The organism is Streptomyces sp. UW30, from assembly GCF_008042075.1.
GTDB lineage: Bacteria > Actinomycetota > Actinomycetes > Streptomycetales > Streptomycetaceae > Streptomyces.
Genome location: NZ_RDBN01000053.1, coordinates 166,922 through 181,818 on the forward strand (window position 1 = coordinate 166,922; position 14,897 = coordinate 181,818).

A 14,897-nucleotide genomic window follows, 5' to 3' on the forward strand; every position below is an offset into this window, starting at 1 on the left:
TCTCCCGCCCCTGCTCCAGCCACTGGTACCAGGAGGCGCCCACCCCGGCCAGCACGGCGACCTCCTCGCGCCGCAGCCCCGGTGTCCGGCGCCGCGCGCCACCGCCGGGCAGGCCCGCCTCGCCCGGTGTCACCCGGGCCCGCCTGCTCATCAGGAACTCGCGCAGCTCGCGCCGCCGATGACTCTTCAGCGCGCCCCCGGACACCGGGGCTGCGGCGCGAGGAGGTCGCCGTGCTGGCCGGGGTGGGCGCCTCCTGGTACCAGTGGCTGGAGCAGGGGCGGGAGATTTCCGTGTCGCCGCAGGTGCTGGACGCCGTCGCCCGGGTGCTGCGGCTGAGCAACGCCGAGCGCCGGCACCTGTATCTGCTGGCCGGGCTGAATCCGCCGGCGCCCGAAGTGGCGCCCGAGAAGCAGGACATGTGCGACGGGCTGCGCCGGCTGATCGACGCGTGGATGCCGTATCCGGCGCACATCATGGACAAGTACTACAACGGCGTGCTGTACAACGATGCGGCCGCCACGGTGCTGGGCATGCGGCCCGGCAAGCGGTGGAACTGCCTGATCGACTTCTTCACGGATCCGATGTACCGGTCCCGGTCGAGGAACTGGGAGGAGAACGCCGCCACGGTCGTCGCGCAGTTCCGCGCGCTCTGCTCGGCCAACCCCGACGACGAGGGGTTCCAGTCGGTGCTGGCCGAGGCGAAGGCGTCCAGTACGGAGTTCATCGCGTTGTGGGAGCGGCGGGACATCGAGGACGCCGGGCAGATCCGCAAGGAGCTGGAGCATCCGCTGGTCGGGCTGCTGTGCCTGGAGTCGAGCGTGATGCAGATGCCGGTGCGGCCCGACCTGTCGATCGTCCTGCACACCCCGCTGGACGAGGCGAACACGGCGGCCAAGCTGGAGTGGCTGGCCTCTCCCGAAGGGCGGCGCGGGGCGATGTACCCCGTGGCCGGATAGGCCCGGCGGCGCTACGTATGCTCAGCTCATGACCGACAACAGCGCGCTCGACCCCGAGGACCGCAAGATCGTCACCCTGGCCCGTTCCGCACGGGCCCGCAATGGTGTGCCCGAGGGGGCTGCCGTACGGGACGAGACGGGCCGTACGTATGTCGCCGGGACCGTCGCGCTGGACTCCCTGCAGCTGAGCGCGCTCCGCACGGCGGTGGCGATGGCGGTGGCGTCGGGGGCGACCTCGCTGGAGGCGGCGGCGGTCGTGACGGAGGCCGAGGGCGCGTCGGACGAGGACCGGGCGGCGGTACGGGATCTCGGCGGGCCCGGGACGCCGGTGCTGGTGGCGGGGCCCGACGGGGCCGTGCGTACGACGGTGACGGCGGGCTGAGGTTCCGGACGCCTTCGCGCCGGGAGTTCAGGTCCGGGCCGCCGGTGTGATGTGGCTGAGCACGCAGCGCCAGCGGTCGTCCCGCCGTACGAAGACGTCGGTCGTCCACTCGTCGGCGTCGAAGCGCTCGCCCTTGTAGTGGGCGGTGTTCGTGATGCGTACGGTCACGACCGCCGAGTCGCCGTACAGGCCGATCCTGGGCTCGCCGGCGAGTTGGAACGAGGAGTGGGTCAGCTCGCCGGACTCGACGAGCGACAGAAACTGCTCCCTGGCCGAGATGCCCGACTCGGAGACGATGACCCACTCGTCGGCCATGAAGTCGGCGATCCGCGCGGGGTCGTTGGAGACGATCGCAGCCGCCCAGTCGTGCACGGCGGCGGCGAGGAGTTGTCGGTCGTCACGCGTCTCGTCGCTCATGGCCGGATCGTAACCAGTGCGGGCGGGCACGGCACCCCGTCGCGTCACGACGGGCGATTGTCAGTGCCGGGTGTCACGCTGAGGTCATAGAGGATCTGCGAAGGGAATCGCCATGATCACCACTGACCTCGCTCCCGGCTCCCCCTGTTGGCTCGACCTCGGCGCCCCTGACGTCCGGGCCGCCGCGGCCTTCTACGGCGCGGTGCTCGGCTGGGAGTACGAGTCCATGGGCGAGGGCGGCGACATGGAAGGCGGGATGTTCAAGAAGGACGGCAAGACGGTCGCCGGGCTCGGCAAGCTCACCGAGGAGGGCGCTCGCTCGGCCTGGATGATCTACTACACCGTCACCGACGCGGACGCCACGACGCAGGCCGTGGAGCGCGCGGGCGGCAAGGTGCGGGTGGCGCCGCGGGACCTCGGCGACTGGGGGCGGATGGCGCAGTACGACGACCCGCTGGGCGGCCAGTTCGCCGCCTGGCAGCCGGGAAAGCAGGCCGGCTTCGAGCTGGCGGACGAGACGGGCTCGCTGTCCTGGACCGAGCTGTACACGAGCGACGCCGCGGGCGCGAAGGACTTCTACGCCGGTGTGTTCGGCTGGAGTTACGGCGACATGGAACTGCCGGGCGGTGGAGGCACGTACACCCTCATCACGCCCGCCGGGCTGCCCGAGGAGCGCATGCAGGGCGGCCTCATGGAGCTGCCGAAGGAGAACCTCGCGCTGGCGGGCGGTCGGGCGTACTGGCACCCGGTCTTCAACGTCGACGACTGCGACGCGGCGGTCGCCAAGGTCACCGAGAACGGCGGCAGTGTGCAGATGGGACCGGATGACGCGGAGGGTGTCGGCCGGCTGGCGGTGTGCCTCGACCCGGCCAACGCGGACTTCGTGGTGCTGACGCCCGCCACCCCGAGCTGAACCCTGCGGGCCCTCGGCGAGCTCGCCCGGACCGGCGCGGGCTCGCCCGCTCTCACGCCGAGCTGCGGAACCCGATCGTCGGCACCGCCCGCCGCAGCGGCCACGGTCTCCCGGCCTCCTTCGGCACCAGGTCCGCCAGGAACGCGTACCGGCGCAGGGCCTCGGGGTCCTGCCGGTCCAGGGAGCGGACCTGACGCCACCAGGCGCCGATCTCGGCCCAGCCGGGCGCCGAGAGGGAGCCGCCGAACTCCTGGACCGACAGGGCCGCGGTCAGGCCCGCGAAGGCGAGGCGGTCCGCCAGCGGCCAGTCGGCCAGGGTGCCGGTGACGAAACCGGCCACGAACACGTCACCGGCGCCGGTCGGATCGAGGGCCTCCACGGCGATCGCGGGGACCACGGCCGTCTCCCCGGTCCTGCCGTCGACCGCGTACGCGCCCTCCGCGCCGAGGGTGACGACCGCCAGCGGGACGTACTCGGTCAGGGCGTGGGCCGCCTCGCGGGGGCACTCGGTGCGCGTGTACCGCATCGCCTCCTGGGCGTTCGGCAGGAAGGCCTCGCAGTGCTCCAGGTCGGCCAGTCCCGCCAGGTCCCACGCCCCGGTGTCGTCCCAACCGACGTCGGCGAAGATGCGGGCGCCCTTGCTCGCCGCCTGCGCGATCCAGGGCGCGCGGGTGCCCGGCACCAGGGAGGCCACGGCGGCACGCGCACGCGGCGGGCACTCCGGCGCCCCGCCCGGAACGGACACGGCCTCCGGGGGCGGCTCGTGGCCGTGGGAGACCATCGTGCGCTCCCCCTCGTACGCCATGGAGACCGTCACCGGTGAGTGCCAGCCCGGCACCGTGCGCGACGGGGAGAGGTCGATGCCCTCGCCCTGCTCCAGCGCGTCCCAGCAGTAGTCGCCGTAGTGGTCGTCGCCGAAGGCCGCCGAGAGCGATGTCCTCAGGCCGAGGCGGGCCAGGGCGGTGGCCATGTTCGCCACGCCGCCGGGGCTGGAGCCCATGCCTCGCGCCCAGGACTCCGTGCCGCGCACCGGGGCGGAGTCGAGGCCGGTGAAGATGATGTCCAGGAAGACCGGGCCCGTGAGGTAGACGTCCCAGGGCGGGTCGGCGGGCGCGCGCAGGCCGGCGAGAGGGTCGACCTGGGCCCGGCGATACGGCCCCGGCGCCATGGACGACGGCCGCTGGGGCGAGCCCTTTCCGGTGGGCGCGGTGGGCGTGGTCACGGTGCGCTCCCTGACGTGGTGCTGATCTGGCCAGTTTGCACCACGCCACTGACAACGCCACCGCGATCTTGCGGGATCCGCCCGTCCGTGCAGGCCAGGCCGCCGCTGCCCCGGTCCGGCCTCCGCCACCGGGCCCGGCCGCCGCTACCAGCGCGGCATCGAGGGCGTGACCCAGCCCGGCTCGGCGACCCGCATCGCCGCCGCGTCGTCGCGGTCCCGGAGCGAGCCGTCGTCTTCCAGCCACCGCCGGTGCAGCTCCGCCAGCCGGTCGCGGTCCAGCTCGACGCCGAGGCCCGGCGCGTCCGGCACGGCGACCTTGCCGCCGTCGAAGGTGAGGCGCTCGGTGAGGACGTCCTCGGACTGCCAGGGGTAGTGGGAGTCGCAGGCGTGGTGGAGGTTCGGCACGGTCGACGCGACGTGCGTCATCGCGGCCAGGGAGATGCCCAGGTGGGTGTTGGAGTGCATGGACACCCCGACGCCGAAGGTGCGGCAGATCGCCGCCAGCTGCTGGGTGCCCCGCAGCCCGCCCCAGTAGTGGTGATCGGAGAGGACGACCTGCACGGCGTCCGTCGTGAACGCCTCCTTGATCTCGGCGAACGTCGTCACGCACATGTTGGTCGCCAGCGGCACCCCGGTCCGCGCGGCGACCTCGGCCATACCGGCCGTGCCGAGGGTCGGGTCTTCCAGGTACTCCAGGACGTCTCCGAGTTCCCGCGCCACCTTCAGCGAGGTCTCCACGGACCAGGCCCCGTTGGGGTCGAGCCGCAGCGGGTGCCCGGGGAAGGCCTGCGCGAGGGCCCGTACGGCCGCGATCTCCTCGTCCGGCGGGAAGACACCGCCCTTGAGCTTGAAGGAGGTGAAGCCGTACCGCTCCTTGAACCTCCGCGCCTGCTCGACGACCCCGGCCGGGTCGACGGCGGCGCCCCAGTCGTCCTTCTGCGCGCAGAGCCCTTCCGGATGACCGGCCCACTTGTAGAACAGGTAGGCGCTGTACTCGACCGCGTCCCGCACCTTGCCGCCGAGCAGCGCGTGCACGGGCAGGCCGAGCGCCTGGCCCAGGGCGTCGAGGCAGGCGACCTCGAAGCCGGAGACGACGGACAGCCGCAGCTTGTCCGCGGTCTGGACGCCGCGCAGCCCGCCGACGTCGACCTGTCCCGAGACCCGGGACCGGTCGACGGCCACCTCGTCGGCGACCACGAACAGGCCGTTCAGGTCACTGACTTGACGACCGATCAGTTTCCGCGCGAACGGCCGTGCGAGCTCCAGGTACTTGGTGTCGCCGTACGTCTCGCCGACGCCCGTGACCCCGTCGGCCGTCACGACCTCCACGATCAGGCGGGGGGTGTACGGCTGGTGGACTCCCTGGGTGTTCAGCAGGGGCGGGTCGGCGACCAGGACCGGGGTCAGCCGCACCTCGGTGACGGTCAGGTTCACAGCGCGGCTCCCACGAGATCGAGTCCGGTGGCGAGAAGGGCCCCGAGCTCGGCCAGGTCGCCGGCCGACGGATCGGTGAGCGGGGCGCGCACGGGGCCGACGGGGTGGCCCCGCAGCCGGGCCGCCGCCTTCACCAGGGAGACGGCGTACCCGGGCACCCGGTCGCGCAGTTCGACGAGCGGGACGTAGAAGTCGCGCAGCAGCTTGTCGGTGAAGCCGTGGTCGCCGTCGCGCAGGGCGGCGAAGAAGGCGTTCGCGATCTCGGGGGCGAAGGCGTGCACGGCGGAGGAGTAGGCGGGGACACCGACGGTGGCGTAGGCGCGGGCCTGGATCTCGGCGGTGGCGGCGCCGTTGAAGAAGAGGAAGCCCTCGGGGGCGGCGAGGGTGAGGCGCTGGAGGCGGTCGAGGTCGCTGTGGCCGTCCTTGAGCCCGATGACGTTCGGGATGCGCGCGATGCGCCTCAACGACGCGGCGGTGAAGGTGACTTGGCCCCGCTGGTAGGCGATGAGCGGGAGCCGGGTGCGGGCCGCGAGCTGCTCCAGCTGGGCGACCAGGCCGTCCTGCGGGGCTTCGACGAGGTAGTGCGGCAGCACGAGGAGGGCGTCGGCGCCGGCCTCCTCGGCGATCCGCGCGAACCGGGCGGCCTGCGCCCAGCCGTACCCGACCCCGGCGACCACGGGCACCCGGCCGCCCGCCTCCTCGACGGCCGCCGTGACGACGACGCGGTACTCGTCCTCGTCCAGCGAGAAGAACTCGCCGGTGCCGCAGGCGGGGAAGACCGCGCCGGGTTCGGTGGCGAGCTGGGCGGCGACATGGGCGCGGCAGCCGTCCGGGTCCAGCGAGCCGTCGTCGTGGAAGCTCGTGAGCGGGAACGACAGCACGCCGCGTGCCATGCCGTCCCGCAGCCGGCGGATCGTGTCCGTGTCCGTATCGAGGCTCACCCTTGCCATCTCCCCATGTAGACGTCTTCCACGTATAAGAACTGAGATTAGATACGCGAACCGTGACCGTCAATCGCACGGTCCGTCCGATTACGATCGGCCCATGTCAGAGACAGGCGGCGTCCGCGAGGTGAAGTCCGCGGCGCGCACGGTCGAGCTGCTCGAACTCCTCGCCGCGCGCGGCGACCGACCCGCACGCCTCCAGGAGCTGGCCGACGAGCTGGACGTGCCGCGCAGCTCCATGTACGCGCTGCTGCAGACCCTGATCTCCCGCGGCTGGGTCCGCACCGACGTCACCGGATCGCTCTACGGCATCGGCATCCACGCCCTGCTCACCGGCACCAGCTACCTGGACTCCGACCCGCGCGTCCGCCTGGTGCGCCCGTATCTCGACGAGACGTCGCAGGCGCTGGGCGAGACGATCCACATGGCGCGGCTGGACGGCCGGGACGTGGCGTATCTGGCGACGCGCGAGTCGCACGAGTACCTCAGGACGATCAGCCGGGTCGGCCGCCGCCTCCCGGCGCACGTCGGAGCCCTGGGCAAGGCGCTGCTCGCCGAACGCCCCGACGCCGACCTCCCCGAGGGCCCCTACCGCGCCCTCACCCCCAACACCCGCACCACCCGCGAGGCACTGGCCGCCGACCTCGCCGAGGTGCGGGCGCGCGGCTGGTCGGTCGACCGCGAGGAGGGCGTCCTCGGCATCGTCGGCTTCGGCTTCGCCCTGCGCTACGACTCCCCGGCGCAGGACGCGATCAGCTGCTCGGTGCCGGTGGCCCGGCTGTCACCCGAGCATGCGGAACGGATCGTGACGGTGATGCGGGAGACCCGGGCGAAGATCGAGGCGACGGCGCCTGCGGCGGGCGGAGCGGTGCACTGGCGTTAGCGCCGGCTTGCGTGGCGCCCGGCATGGGCGGCACCGTCCCGCTGGGGGCTGCCGCCCCCAGGAAAGGCCACGTTTACCCGGCCTTCCCCGCCCCAAACGCAACGTGCGCCAGATCACACCTCCCGCGCTTCTTCTCCGAACCGTGTGCTTGATACAAATTGCCCGCGCGTTCCTGTCCGTCGACGGCCTGCGCCCCTCCCCCTTCTTGTGCCGCTCCTTTCGCATGCCCTGGGAACGCCCGTGCTCGCCCCCCGCACCACCGCCTGGCCCCTCGTCGCCCTTTTCACGGCCGGGTACCTCGCTCCGTATCTGCTGCCGACGYRCGTCGGCAGGCTCGACTCCGGACTTCCGCTCTCCCCCACCCAGGCGGGCGCCGTCGGCAGCGCGCTGCTGCTGAGTTCGGCGTCGGCGGGCTTCCTGCTGGCAGCCCGCGTCGACCGCGTCGGCGCCCGCAGACTGGCCCGGATCGGCCTCACCCTGGCCCTGCTCGGCTACGGCGGCGCGGCGCTCGCGCACGCCGTACCGGCCGTCGTCCTGGGCGTCCTGGTCGGCGGCTTCGGATCCGGTACGGCCACCGCGGTCGCCGCGACCCGCATCGCCGCCCAGCCCGACCCGCACCGGGCCACCACGGCCGGTCTGCTCGGCGTCTCCGCCCTCGCGGGCACCGTCTATCTGACGGTCCCGCACCTCGGGCCGGGCCACGGCCAGCCGCTGGCCGCCATCGCCCTCACCGCGCTCGCCGTATGGCCGTTGACGGGCCGGATCCCCGTCGACGCACCGACGGTCGAGTCACGCCGGCCCGCCGCGCGGCTCCCCCATCGCCGGCCCGGCCTGGTCCTGGCCGCCTGCATGCTGTGCTGGTCGCTGGCCCAGAACTCCCTGTGGGGCGTCAGCGGCCGGATCGGCCTGACGCAGGCGCAGTTGACGGAGGCCACGGTCGACGCGGTGTTCGCCGTGGCGCTCGGCGCCGGGCTGCTCGGCGTGACCGGGGCGGGCGCGCTCGGCCCGCGCCTCGGCCTCGCGCTGCCCATCGGCGCCGGCACGGTCCTCATCGCGGGCTGCATCGCGCTCAGCGCCTCCGCCACCGACCTGACGACCTTCGCGACCGGCGAGATCGCCTGGAACACGCTCTACCCGATCGTCCTGTCGTACGTCATCGGCCTCGCCGCCTCCCTCGACGCGCGCGGCCGCTGGGCGGTGCTCGTCGGCTCGGCGTCCTCGCTGGGCACGGCGGCGGGCCCGCTGACCGGGAGCGTGCTGTCGGCGCAGGCCGGGTTCCCGGTCATGGGCGCGGTCCTCGCGGTGGGGCTGCTGGTCATCGCGGTGCCGATGACGGCGGTGGCGCTGGGCCGCCGGACCGGCAGGGCCGTCGAGGTGGTCGAAACGGTCGAGCTGGTCGAGGTCGTCGAGATCCCGCTGGACATCGTCGAGGCCACCCCGGCCGCACCGGACCGCCTGACCCCGACCGCCTGACCCCGGCTAACCGAACTCGTAGCCCTCGACCTCGGCGAGATACCGCGCCCGCAGCTCCTCGTCGTCCTCCAGGAAGGAGGCGAGGAAGGAGTTGCGGGCCAGCTCCCGAAGCCGTTCCCGGTCAAGGCCGAGCGCCGAGCGCACCGCATCGAAGTTGTCGCCGGCGTACCCGCCGAAGTAGGCCGGGTCGTCGGAGTTGACCGTGCACATCAGACCGGCGTCGAGCATCGCGGGCAGGGGGTGGTCGGCGAGGGTGTCGACGGTACGCAGCCGGACGTTCGACAGGGGGCACAGGGTCAGCGGCACCCGCTCCCGCACCAGCCGCTCCACCAGCGCCGGGTCCTCCATGCAGCGCAGCCCGTGGTCGACGCGCTCGATGCCGAGGACGTCGAGGGCCTCGGTGATGTAGGCGGGCGGACCCTCCTCGCCGGCGTGCGCGACGCGCCGCAGCCCGAGCTCGGCGGCCGCCTCGTAGACCTCGCGGAACTTCACCGGCGGGTGGCCGACCTCGGCCGAGTCGAGGCCGACGCCGGTGATCCGGTCGAGATACGGCTCGGCGGCCCGCAGCGTCCGCATGGCCGACTCGGCGGGGTCGTCACGCAGGAAGCACATGATGAGCCGGGTGGAGACCCCGTGGTTCGCCTCGCTGTTCCCGAGCGCCTGCCACAGCCCCTCGACGACCGTGCCCAGCTCGACGCCCCGCTTGGTGTGCGCCTGCGGGTCGAAGAAGATCTCCGCGTGCCGTACGCCCTGGGCCGCGGCCCGGGCGAGGTAGGCGTTCGCGAGGTCCGCGAAGTCCTGCTCGGTGCGCAGGACGGCCATGAGCTCGTAGTACAGGTTCAAAAAGGACTGGAGGTCCTCGAACTGGTAGGCCTTGCGGAGCTCGTCGGTGTCGCCGTACGGCAGCCGCACGCCGTTGCGTGCGGCCAGCTCGAAGGCGAGCTCGGGTTCGAGGGTGCCTTCGATGTGGAGGTGCAGTTCAGCTTTGGGGAGGGGCATCAAAGCATCGTACGGCTGTACTACCGGCGTTTCGGCAGGGGCACCCGCAGCAGGTCGTGCGCCACCGTCAGCTCCCCCTCGAAGCCGGCGTCCCGCGCCTGCCGCTCGAACTCGTCGGGCTCGGTGTAACGCTGGCTGAAGTGGGTGAGCACGAGATGCCGTACGCCGCAGTCGAGCGCGACCCGGGCGGCCTGAGCGGCGGTCAGATGGCCGTGCTCGGCGGCGAGTTCGCTGTCCTCCTCCAGGAAGGTGGACTCGATGACGAGCATGTCGCAGCCGTCGGCGAGGGTGTACACCCCGTCGCACAGCCTGGTGTCCATGACGAACGCGAACCGCTGTCCGCGCCGGATCTCGCTCACGTCGTCCAGCGAGACCCCGCCGAGCACGCCCTCCCGCTGGAGCCGGCCGACGTCGGGCCCCTTGATGCCGTGCGCGGCGAGCCGTTCGGGCAGCATGCGGCGGCCGTCGGGCTCGACGAGGCGATAGCCGTACGACTCGACGGGGTGCGACAGCAGGGCCGTTTCCAGGGTGTACCCGCCGGTGTCGGCGATGACCCCGTCGGCGCTGACCGGGTCCTGCGCGAGGTCGACGGTCTCGCGGTAGGCGGTGGCGTACCGCAGCCGGTCGAAGAAGCGCTGGCCGGAACGCGGGTAGTGGGCGGTGACGGGGTGCGGGACCTTGTCGAGGTTGATGCGCTGGATGACCCCGGCGAGGCCGAGGGAGTGGTCCCCGTGGAAGTGGGTGACGCAGATCCGGTTCAGGTCGTGCGCGGCCACCCCGGCCCGCAGCATCTGGCGCTGTGTGCCCTCGCCGGGATCGAAGAGGATTCCCTCGCCGTCCCAGCGCAGCAGATACCCGTTGTGGTTGCGGTGCCGGGTCGGGACCTGGCTCGCGGTGCCGAGGACCACCAATTCACGTACGGACACGGCTGCTTACCCGGGGGGCCACTGCATGCCGCGGCCGCCGAGGATGTGGGCGTGGGCGTGGAAGACGGTCTGGCCGGCGCCGGGGCCCGTGTTGAAGACGATCCGGTAGCTCTCCAGCTTCTCCTCGTCGGCGACGGCCTGGGCCTCGCGCAGGATGTCCGCGGCGACGGTCGGTTCGGCGGTGGCCAACGCGGAGGCGTTCGCGTAGTGCACCTTGGGGATCACCAGGATGTGGACGGGGGCCTGGGGGTTTATGTCCCTGAAGGCGACGGTCGACTCCGTCTCCCGGACGATCGTCGCCGGGACATGGCCCTCGACGATCTTGCAGAACAGGCAGTCGTCCTGCGGTTCCCCTGCCATTTTCCCTCCGGGGGTTGGGCGGCGATCTACGGGTGGCATCGTATCGTCGTCGGGTGCGGGTGAGTGGGGGTTGATCGCGCCCCGCGGCGGAGCCGCATATCGATACAGCCCCGCGCCCCTAGGTGGACAAACTGGGCGGCGTCTTCGCCGGCCGTTCCTCCAGGCTCGCCAAAGCCAATCGGATCGCCTCGTCCAGCTGCGCGTCCCTCCCCGCCGCGTAGTCCTGCGGGCGTTGCACCACCTCCACGTCCGGGTCGACGCCGTGGTTCTCCACGTCCCAGCCGTAGCCCTCCAGCCAGATGGCGTACTTCGGCTGGGTGATCAGCGTGCCGTCGACCAGTCGGTAGCGGCTGTCGATGCCGATCACGCCGCCCCACGTCCGCGTGCCCACCACCGGCCCGAGGCCCAGTGCCTTGATCGCCGCGTTGACGATGTCCCCGTCCGACCCGGAGAACTCGTCCGCCACCGCCACCACGGGACCGCGCGGAGCGTCCTGCGGATAGCTGTACGGCCGCATTCCGCGCGGCAGTTCCCAGCCCACGATCTTTCGCGCCAGCTTCTCCACGACCAGCTGGGAGGTGTGCCCGCCACCGTTCTCACGGACGTCCACGACGAGCCCCTCCCGCGCCACCTCGACCCGCAGGTCACGGTGGATCTGGGCCCAGCCGGGCGCCTGCATGTCCGGCACGTGGAGGTAGCCGAGCCGGCCGCCGGACTTCTCGTGGACGTACGCCCGCCGGTCGGCCACCCACGCGTGGTACCGCAGCGGCTGCTCGTCCGCGATGGGGACGACGACCGCGTGCCGTACGTCCCCGCCGCCGGCCGGCGAGATCGTCAGTTCCACCGCCTTGCCCGCCGTGCCGACGAGCAGGGGTCCGGGTCCGGTCACCGGGTCCACCGGCATCCCGGCCACCGCCACGATCGCGTCCCCGGCGCGCACCGCGACCCCGGGGGCGGCCAGCGGCGCCCGTGCCTCGGGGTCGGAGGTCTCCGACGGCAGGATCCGGTCGATGCGCCAACTCCCGTCGGCGTGCCGGGAGATGTCGGCGCCGAGCAGTCCCTGGCGGGCCCCGCCACCGTATCCGCCGCGAGGTGAGACGTAGGCGTGCGAGGTGCCCAGCTCGCCCTGCACCTCCCACAGCAGGTCGATCAGGTCGTCGTGGGTGGCGACGCGGTCGAGGAGGGGGCGGTAGCGGTCGAGGACGCCGGTCCAGTCCACGCCGCTCATGTCCGGCCGCCAGAAGTGGTCCCGCATGATGCGGCCGGCCTCGTCGAACATCTGCCGCCACTCGGCCGACGGGTCGACCCGCTGCCGTACGCGCGTCAGGTCCACGGTGATGTTCGAGTCGCTGTCCTCGTCTCCGGAGGCCCGCCGGTCGCTCGGGACGACCTTCAGTCTGCTGTCGGTCCACAGCAGCACCCGCTTGCCGTCGCCGCTGACCTCGAAGTCGTCGGCGTCGTCGGCGAGATGCTCGACGCGCCGCTGGAGGAGGTCGTAGCGCTCCAGCTCGGTCTTGGGCTCGGGGTCGTCGGGCGTGGCCCGGGAGGCGCCGAGCGCGCCCCGCACGGGGTGCCGCAGCCACAGCACGCCGTCCTTGGCGGCCCGCAGGTGGGAGTAGCGGGCGGCCTCGACCGGGAACGGCACGATCCGGTCGGCGAGCCCTTCGAGGTCGATGCGGGTGGTCGGGGTGCCCTCGCTGTCGGGTGTCTCGTCCTTGTCCGGCGCGTCGAAGGGCCGGCCGTGCCGCTGCGGGCCGAAGGGGGACGGGGTGGTGGCGGCCAGGGTGATCAGGTGGGGGCGGGAGCCGACCACGAAGGCCAGGTCGAAGACGTGCTCGTCGTAGACCGGGTCGAAGGCGCGGGCCGACAGGAACACCAGGTGCTTGCCGTCCTGCGTGAACGCGGGCGCGTAGTCCTGGAACCGCAGCGGGGTCGCCTCGGAGACCGACAGGTCGGTGGTGTTGGCGAGCTTGAGCTGGCACAGCGGGCGCGGGCCGGGGTGCGACCAGGCGAGCCAGGCCGAGTCGGGTGAGAAGACCAGCCCCGACACGTCCCCGTCCACGCTGCGGTCGACCTCGCGGACCTCGCCGCTCTCCCGCTCGACGAGCAGCACCCGTCCGTCGTGCGCGGCGACCGCGGCCCGGCTCCCGTCGGGTGCCATGGCGAGCTCCAGCACCCGCCCGAGCTGCCCGGCGGCCAGCCTGCGCGGCGTGGCCCCGGGCGCGAGGCCGGTCGCCGGGGCGAACTCCAGTGCGTCGTCGCCCTCCGCGTCGGTGACCCACACCACCCACTCCTCGCCCTCCGCCCGGAAGGTGCGCGGCAGCCGGGCCCGTACGCCGGGCTCGGCGGCGAGCGCGCGGGCGGGACCGGAGCGGTGGGTGACCCAGTGCACGGCGCCCCGGACGGCGACCGCGCTGCCGCGCGCGGTGTGGTCGGGGGCGGCCTCGCCGAACGAGACGGCGGCGTTCAGCGGGTACGGCTGCCGGTCGGTGCGCTGTCCGCCGAGCCGGATGTCGAGCCGGCGCGGCTCGGCGCCGTCGAGGTCGTCCAGGAGCCAGAGTTCACCGGCGCAGGCGTGGACGAGGCGGGTGCCGTCGCCGGCCGCGTGCCGGGCGTAAAAGCCGTCGACCGGAGTGTGCCGCCGCAGATCGGACCCGTCGGCGAGGGAGGAGTACACCGCCCCGACGCCCTCGTGGTCGGAGAGGAAGGCGATCCGCTCCCCCACCCACACCGGGTCCTCCAGGTTCCCGTCCAGCCCCTCGTGCAGCCGTACGAAGTCCCCCTCGCCTTCCCGGTCGATCCACAGCTTGCCCGCCGTACCGCCCCGGTAGCGCTTCCACCGGGCGGCCTCCAGACCCATGGGCGCGGAGGCGAGCACCACGTGCGGCCCGTGGACGACGTCGCCTACGGGGCCGTAGGGCAGGGTGGTGGCGGGGCCGCCGTCGAGCGGGACCGTGTGGGCCCAGGTGCGGCGGCTGCCGGCCTGGCCCTGGGTGCTGATCACGAGGACCCGCCCGTCGGGGGTCCAGCCGCGCACCCGGGTCTGCCAACTGCCCCAGTGCGTAAGGCGCCTGGACGGGCCGCCGTCGACCGGCGCGATGTGCACCTCACTGGCGCCGTCACGGGTGGAGGTCCAGGCGACGGTCGTACCGTCGGGCGAGATGCGTGGCCGGGAGACCGGCACGTTGTCGGCGCTGACCCGCCAGGCGCGGCCGCCGTCGAGAGGGGCGAGCCACACGTCGTCCTCGGCGGTGAAGGCGACCAGGTCGCCGCGCAGATGCGGATACCGCAGGTACGAGGGCGAAGGGTGTGCGGCCGAGGTCACGGAGGTCGCGGACTGTGTCACCCGATCACCCTAAGCATGGGCGGCGTGCGCGAACAGACCTTTGGATCACTTGCCCTCCGGCCAGCAGTTGGGGTGCTCCTTGCAGTAGACGGTCCTGGTGACCGTCACCGTGACGGTGGGCCCGGGCTGCGAGCCGTCCCCGGGCGGGTTGACCGGCGAGGGCGTGGCGTCGCAGTTGCCCAGCCCGTTCACGTGGAACCACTCCTTGCCGCCGATCTTGGCGACGAGGTCCCCGCGCACACAGGAGCCGCTGACGGCCCGGGTGATCCGGCCGGTGACGGTGATGTCCTTGCCGTCGCGGGTCTCGCCCTCGCAGTCGACCTTGACGACGGTGTTCTCACTGGCCGTCGGCGAGCTGTTGCCCTTGCCGCCGTCGTACGAGCCGGTGCAGTTGAGCCACTGCACATCGGCCTTCTGCCGCTCCAGCTCCGCGGTCACGGTCTGGTCGGTGGTGAACGCGACGGTCGCGGTGTTCAGCCCACCCGGGTCACAGGCGGCCAGCCCGCCGACGGCGACCACCGCGAGCCCGGCCGCACCCGCCACCCGCGCCCCGCGCAGGCGCCGCCCGTCGCGACCCCGAACCCTGCTGAAAGCCCCCATGGGACGGCAGCCTGCCACTGTCCCGACCGACGCGGAAGAGC

14 protein-coding genes and 1 pseudogene are annotated in these 14,897 nt (G+C 72.9%); 5 read left to right on the forward strand and 10 right to left on the reverse strand.

What is annotated here, in order from left to right; all coding sequences use genetic code 11:
* Nucleotides 1-151, reverse strand: a 151-nt coding sequence (locus tag EAO75_RS34925; RefSeq protein ID WP_148000462.1) for a helix-turn-helix domain-containing protein, incomplete at its 3' end; no start/stop codon positions are given.
* Between the two features lie 29 nt (nucleotides 152-180).
* Between EAO75_RS34925 and EAO75_RS34930 the strand changes: the two are divergent.
* Both EAO75_RS34930 and EAO75_RS34935 read left to right on the forward strand, forming a co-directional pair.
* Nucleotides 181-957: pseudogene (locus EAO75_RS34930) on the forward strand (helix-turn-helix transcriptional regulator); the annotation flags it as partial.
* Nucleotides 958-985: 28 nt separating this feature from the next.
* Nucleotides 986-1,339: a cytidine deaminase gene (locus EAO75_RS34935; RefSeq protein ID WP_147999169.1), complete on the forward strand. Its 354-nt coding sequence runs from the start codon at nucleotides 986-988 to the stop codon at nucleotides 1,337-1,339.
* A 27-nt stretch (nucleotides 1,340-1,366) separates the two neighbouring features.
* On the opposite strand, the gene EAO75_RS34940 is transcribed toward EAO75_RS34935, so the two are convergent.
* Nucleotides 1,367-1,756, reverse strand: coding sequence for a nuclear transport factor 2 family protein (locus tag EAO75_RS34940; protein ID WP_147999170.1), 390 nt, complete (start codon nucleotides 1,754-1,756; stop codon nucleotides 1,367-1,369).
* Nucleotides 1,757-1,868: 112 nt separating this feature from the next.
* On the opposite strand from EAO75_RS34940, the gene EAO75_RS34945 reads away from it, so the two are divergent.
* Nucleotides 1,869-2,669, forward strand: a complete 801-nt coding sequence (locus EAO75_RS34945; RefSeq protein WP_147999171.1) for a VOC family protein — start codon at nucleotides 1,869-1,871, stop codon at nucleotides 2,667-2,669.
* A gap of 52 nt (nucleotides 2,670-2,721) precedes the next feature.
* Here EAO75_RS34945 and EAO75_RS34950 read toward each other — a convergent pair whose 3' ends face one another.
* From EAO75_RS34950 to EAO75_RS34960, 3 genes are all read right to left on the reverse strand, one after another.
* Nucleotides 2,722-3,891 carry a PfkB family carbohydrate kinase gene (locus tag EAO75_RS34950; protein ID WP_410092550.1) on the reverse strand — a complete coding sequence of 390 codons (1,170 nt, stop codon included), beginning with the start codon at nucleotides 3,889-3,891 and terminating at the stop codon, nucleotides 2,722-2,724.
* Nucleotides 3,892-4,035: 144 nt separating this feature from the next.
* Nucleotides 4,036-5,325, reverse strand: a complete 1,290-nt coding sequence (locus EAO75_RS34955; protein WP_147999172.1) for a glucarate dehydratase family protein — start codon at nucleotides 5,323-5,325, stop codon at nucleotides 4,036-4,038.
* Complete coding sequence (locus tag EAO75_RS34960; RefSeq protein WP_410092826.1) at nucleotides 5,322-6,218, reverse strand: 5-dehydro-4-deoxyglucarate dehydratase; 897 nt, start codon at nucleotides 6,216-6,218, stop codon at nucleotides 5,322-5,324. Before EAO75_RS34960 ends, EAO75_RS34955 begins: the two co-directional genes overlap by 4 nt.
* Nucleotides 6,219-6,369: 151 nt before the next feature.
* Here EAO75_RS34960 and EAO75_RS34965 point away from each other — a divergent pair, with 151 nt between their 5' ends.
* Nucleotides 6,370-7,152 carry an IclR family transcriptional regulator gene (locus tag EAO75_RS34965; RefSeq protein ID WP_147999174.1) on the forward strand — a complete coding sequence of 261 codons (783 nt, stop codon included), beginning with the start codon at nucleotides 6,370-6,372 and terminating at the stop codon, nucleotides 7,150-7,152.
* A 240-nt stretch (nucleotides 7,153-7,392) separates the two neighbouring features.
* Complete coding sequence (locus tag EAO75_RS34970) at nucleotides 7,393-8,625, forward strand: MFS transporter (RefSeq protein ID WP_147999175.1); 1,233 nt, start codon at nucleotides 7,393-7,395, stop codon at nucleotides 8,623-8,625.
* 6 nt (nucleotides 8,626-8,631) lie between these two features.
* On the opposite strand, the gene EAO75_RS34975 is transcribed toward EAO75_RS34970, so the two are convergent.
* The 5 genes from EAO75_RS34975 to EAO75_RS34995 all read right to left on the reverse strand — a co-directional run bounded on the left by EAO75_RS34975 (nucleotide 8,632) and on the right by EAO75_RS34995 (nucleotide 14,856).
* Nucleotides 8,632-9,624 (reverse strand): adenosine deaminase, encoded by a 993-nt coding sequence (locus EAO75_RS34975; protein WP_147999176.1) that lies wholly within the window; start codon nucleotides 9,622-9,624, stop codon nucleotides 8,632-8,634.
* A 20-nt stretch (nucleotides 9,625-9,644) separates the two neighbouring features.
* A complete protein-coding gene (locus EAO75_RS34980) occupies nucleotides 9,645-10,550 on the reverse strand; it encodes a ribonuclease Z (protein WP_147999177.1) in 906 nt (301 codons plus the stop codon).
* Between the two features lie 6 nt (nucleotides 10,551-10,556).
* Nucleotides 10,557-10,910 carry a histidine triad nucleotide-binding protein gene (locus EAO75_RS34985; RefSeq protein ID WP_147999178.1) on the reverse strand — a complete coding sequence of 118 codons (354 nt, stop codon included), beginning with the start codon at nucleotides 10,908-10,910 and terminating at the stop codon, nucleotides 10,557-10,559.
* Between the two features lie 118 nt (nucleotides 10,911-11,028).
* Nucleotides 11,029-14,256 (reverse strand): S41 family peptidase, encoded by a 3,228-nt coding sequence (locus EAO75_RS34990; protein WP_187284707.1) that lies wholly within the window; start codon nucleotides 14,254-14,256, stop codon nucleotides 11,029-11,031.
* A 45-nt stretch (nucleotides 14,257-14,301) separates the two neighbouring features.
* Entirely contained in the window at nucleotides 14,302-14,856 is a 555-nt protein-coding gene (locus EAO75_RS34995; protein WP_261989558.1) for a hypothetical protein, read from the reverse strand.
* Between the last annotated feature and the right edge of the window lie 41 nt (nucleotides 14,857-14,897).

Bases quoted from the DNA above. Each gene is read 5' to 3' on its own strand.
- EAO75_RS34960 (WP_410092826.1), bottom strand. From the start codon at position 6,218: ATGGCACGCGGCGTGCTGTCGTTCCCGCTCACGAGCTTCCACGACGAC.
- EAO75_RS34965 (WP_147999174.1), top strand. From the start codon at position 6,370: ATGTCAGAGACAGGCGGCGTCCGCGAGGTGAAGTCCGCGGCGCGCACG.
- EAO75_RS34975 (WP_147999176.1), bottom strand. From the start codon at position 9,624: ATGCCCCTCCCCAAAGCTGAACTGCACCTCCACATCGAAGGCACCCTC.
- EAO75_RS34995 (WP_261989558.1), bottom strand. From the start codon at position 14,856: ATGGGGGCTTTCAGCAGGGTTCGGGGTCGCGACGGGCGGCGCCTGCGC.
- EAO75_RS34940 (WP_147999170.1), bottom strand. From the start codon at position 1,756: ATGAGCGACGAGACGCGTGACGACCGACAACTCCTCGCCGCCGCCGTG.
- EAO75_RS34935 (WP_147999169.1), top strand. From the start codon at position 986: ATGACCGACAACAGCGCGCTCGACCCCGAGGACCGCAAGATCGTCACC.
- EAO75_RS34985 (WP_147999178.1), bottom strand. From the start codon at position 10,910: ATGGCAGGGGAACCGCAGGACGACTGCCTGTTCTGCAAGATCGTCGAG.
- EAO75_RS34945 (WP_147999171.1), top strand. From the start codon at position 1,869: ATGATCACCACTGACCTCGCTCCCGGCTCCCCCTGTTGGCTCGACCTC.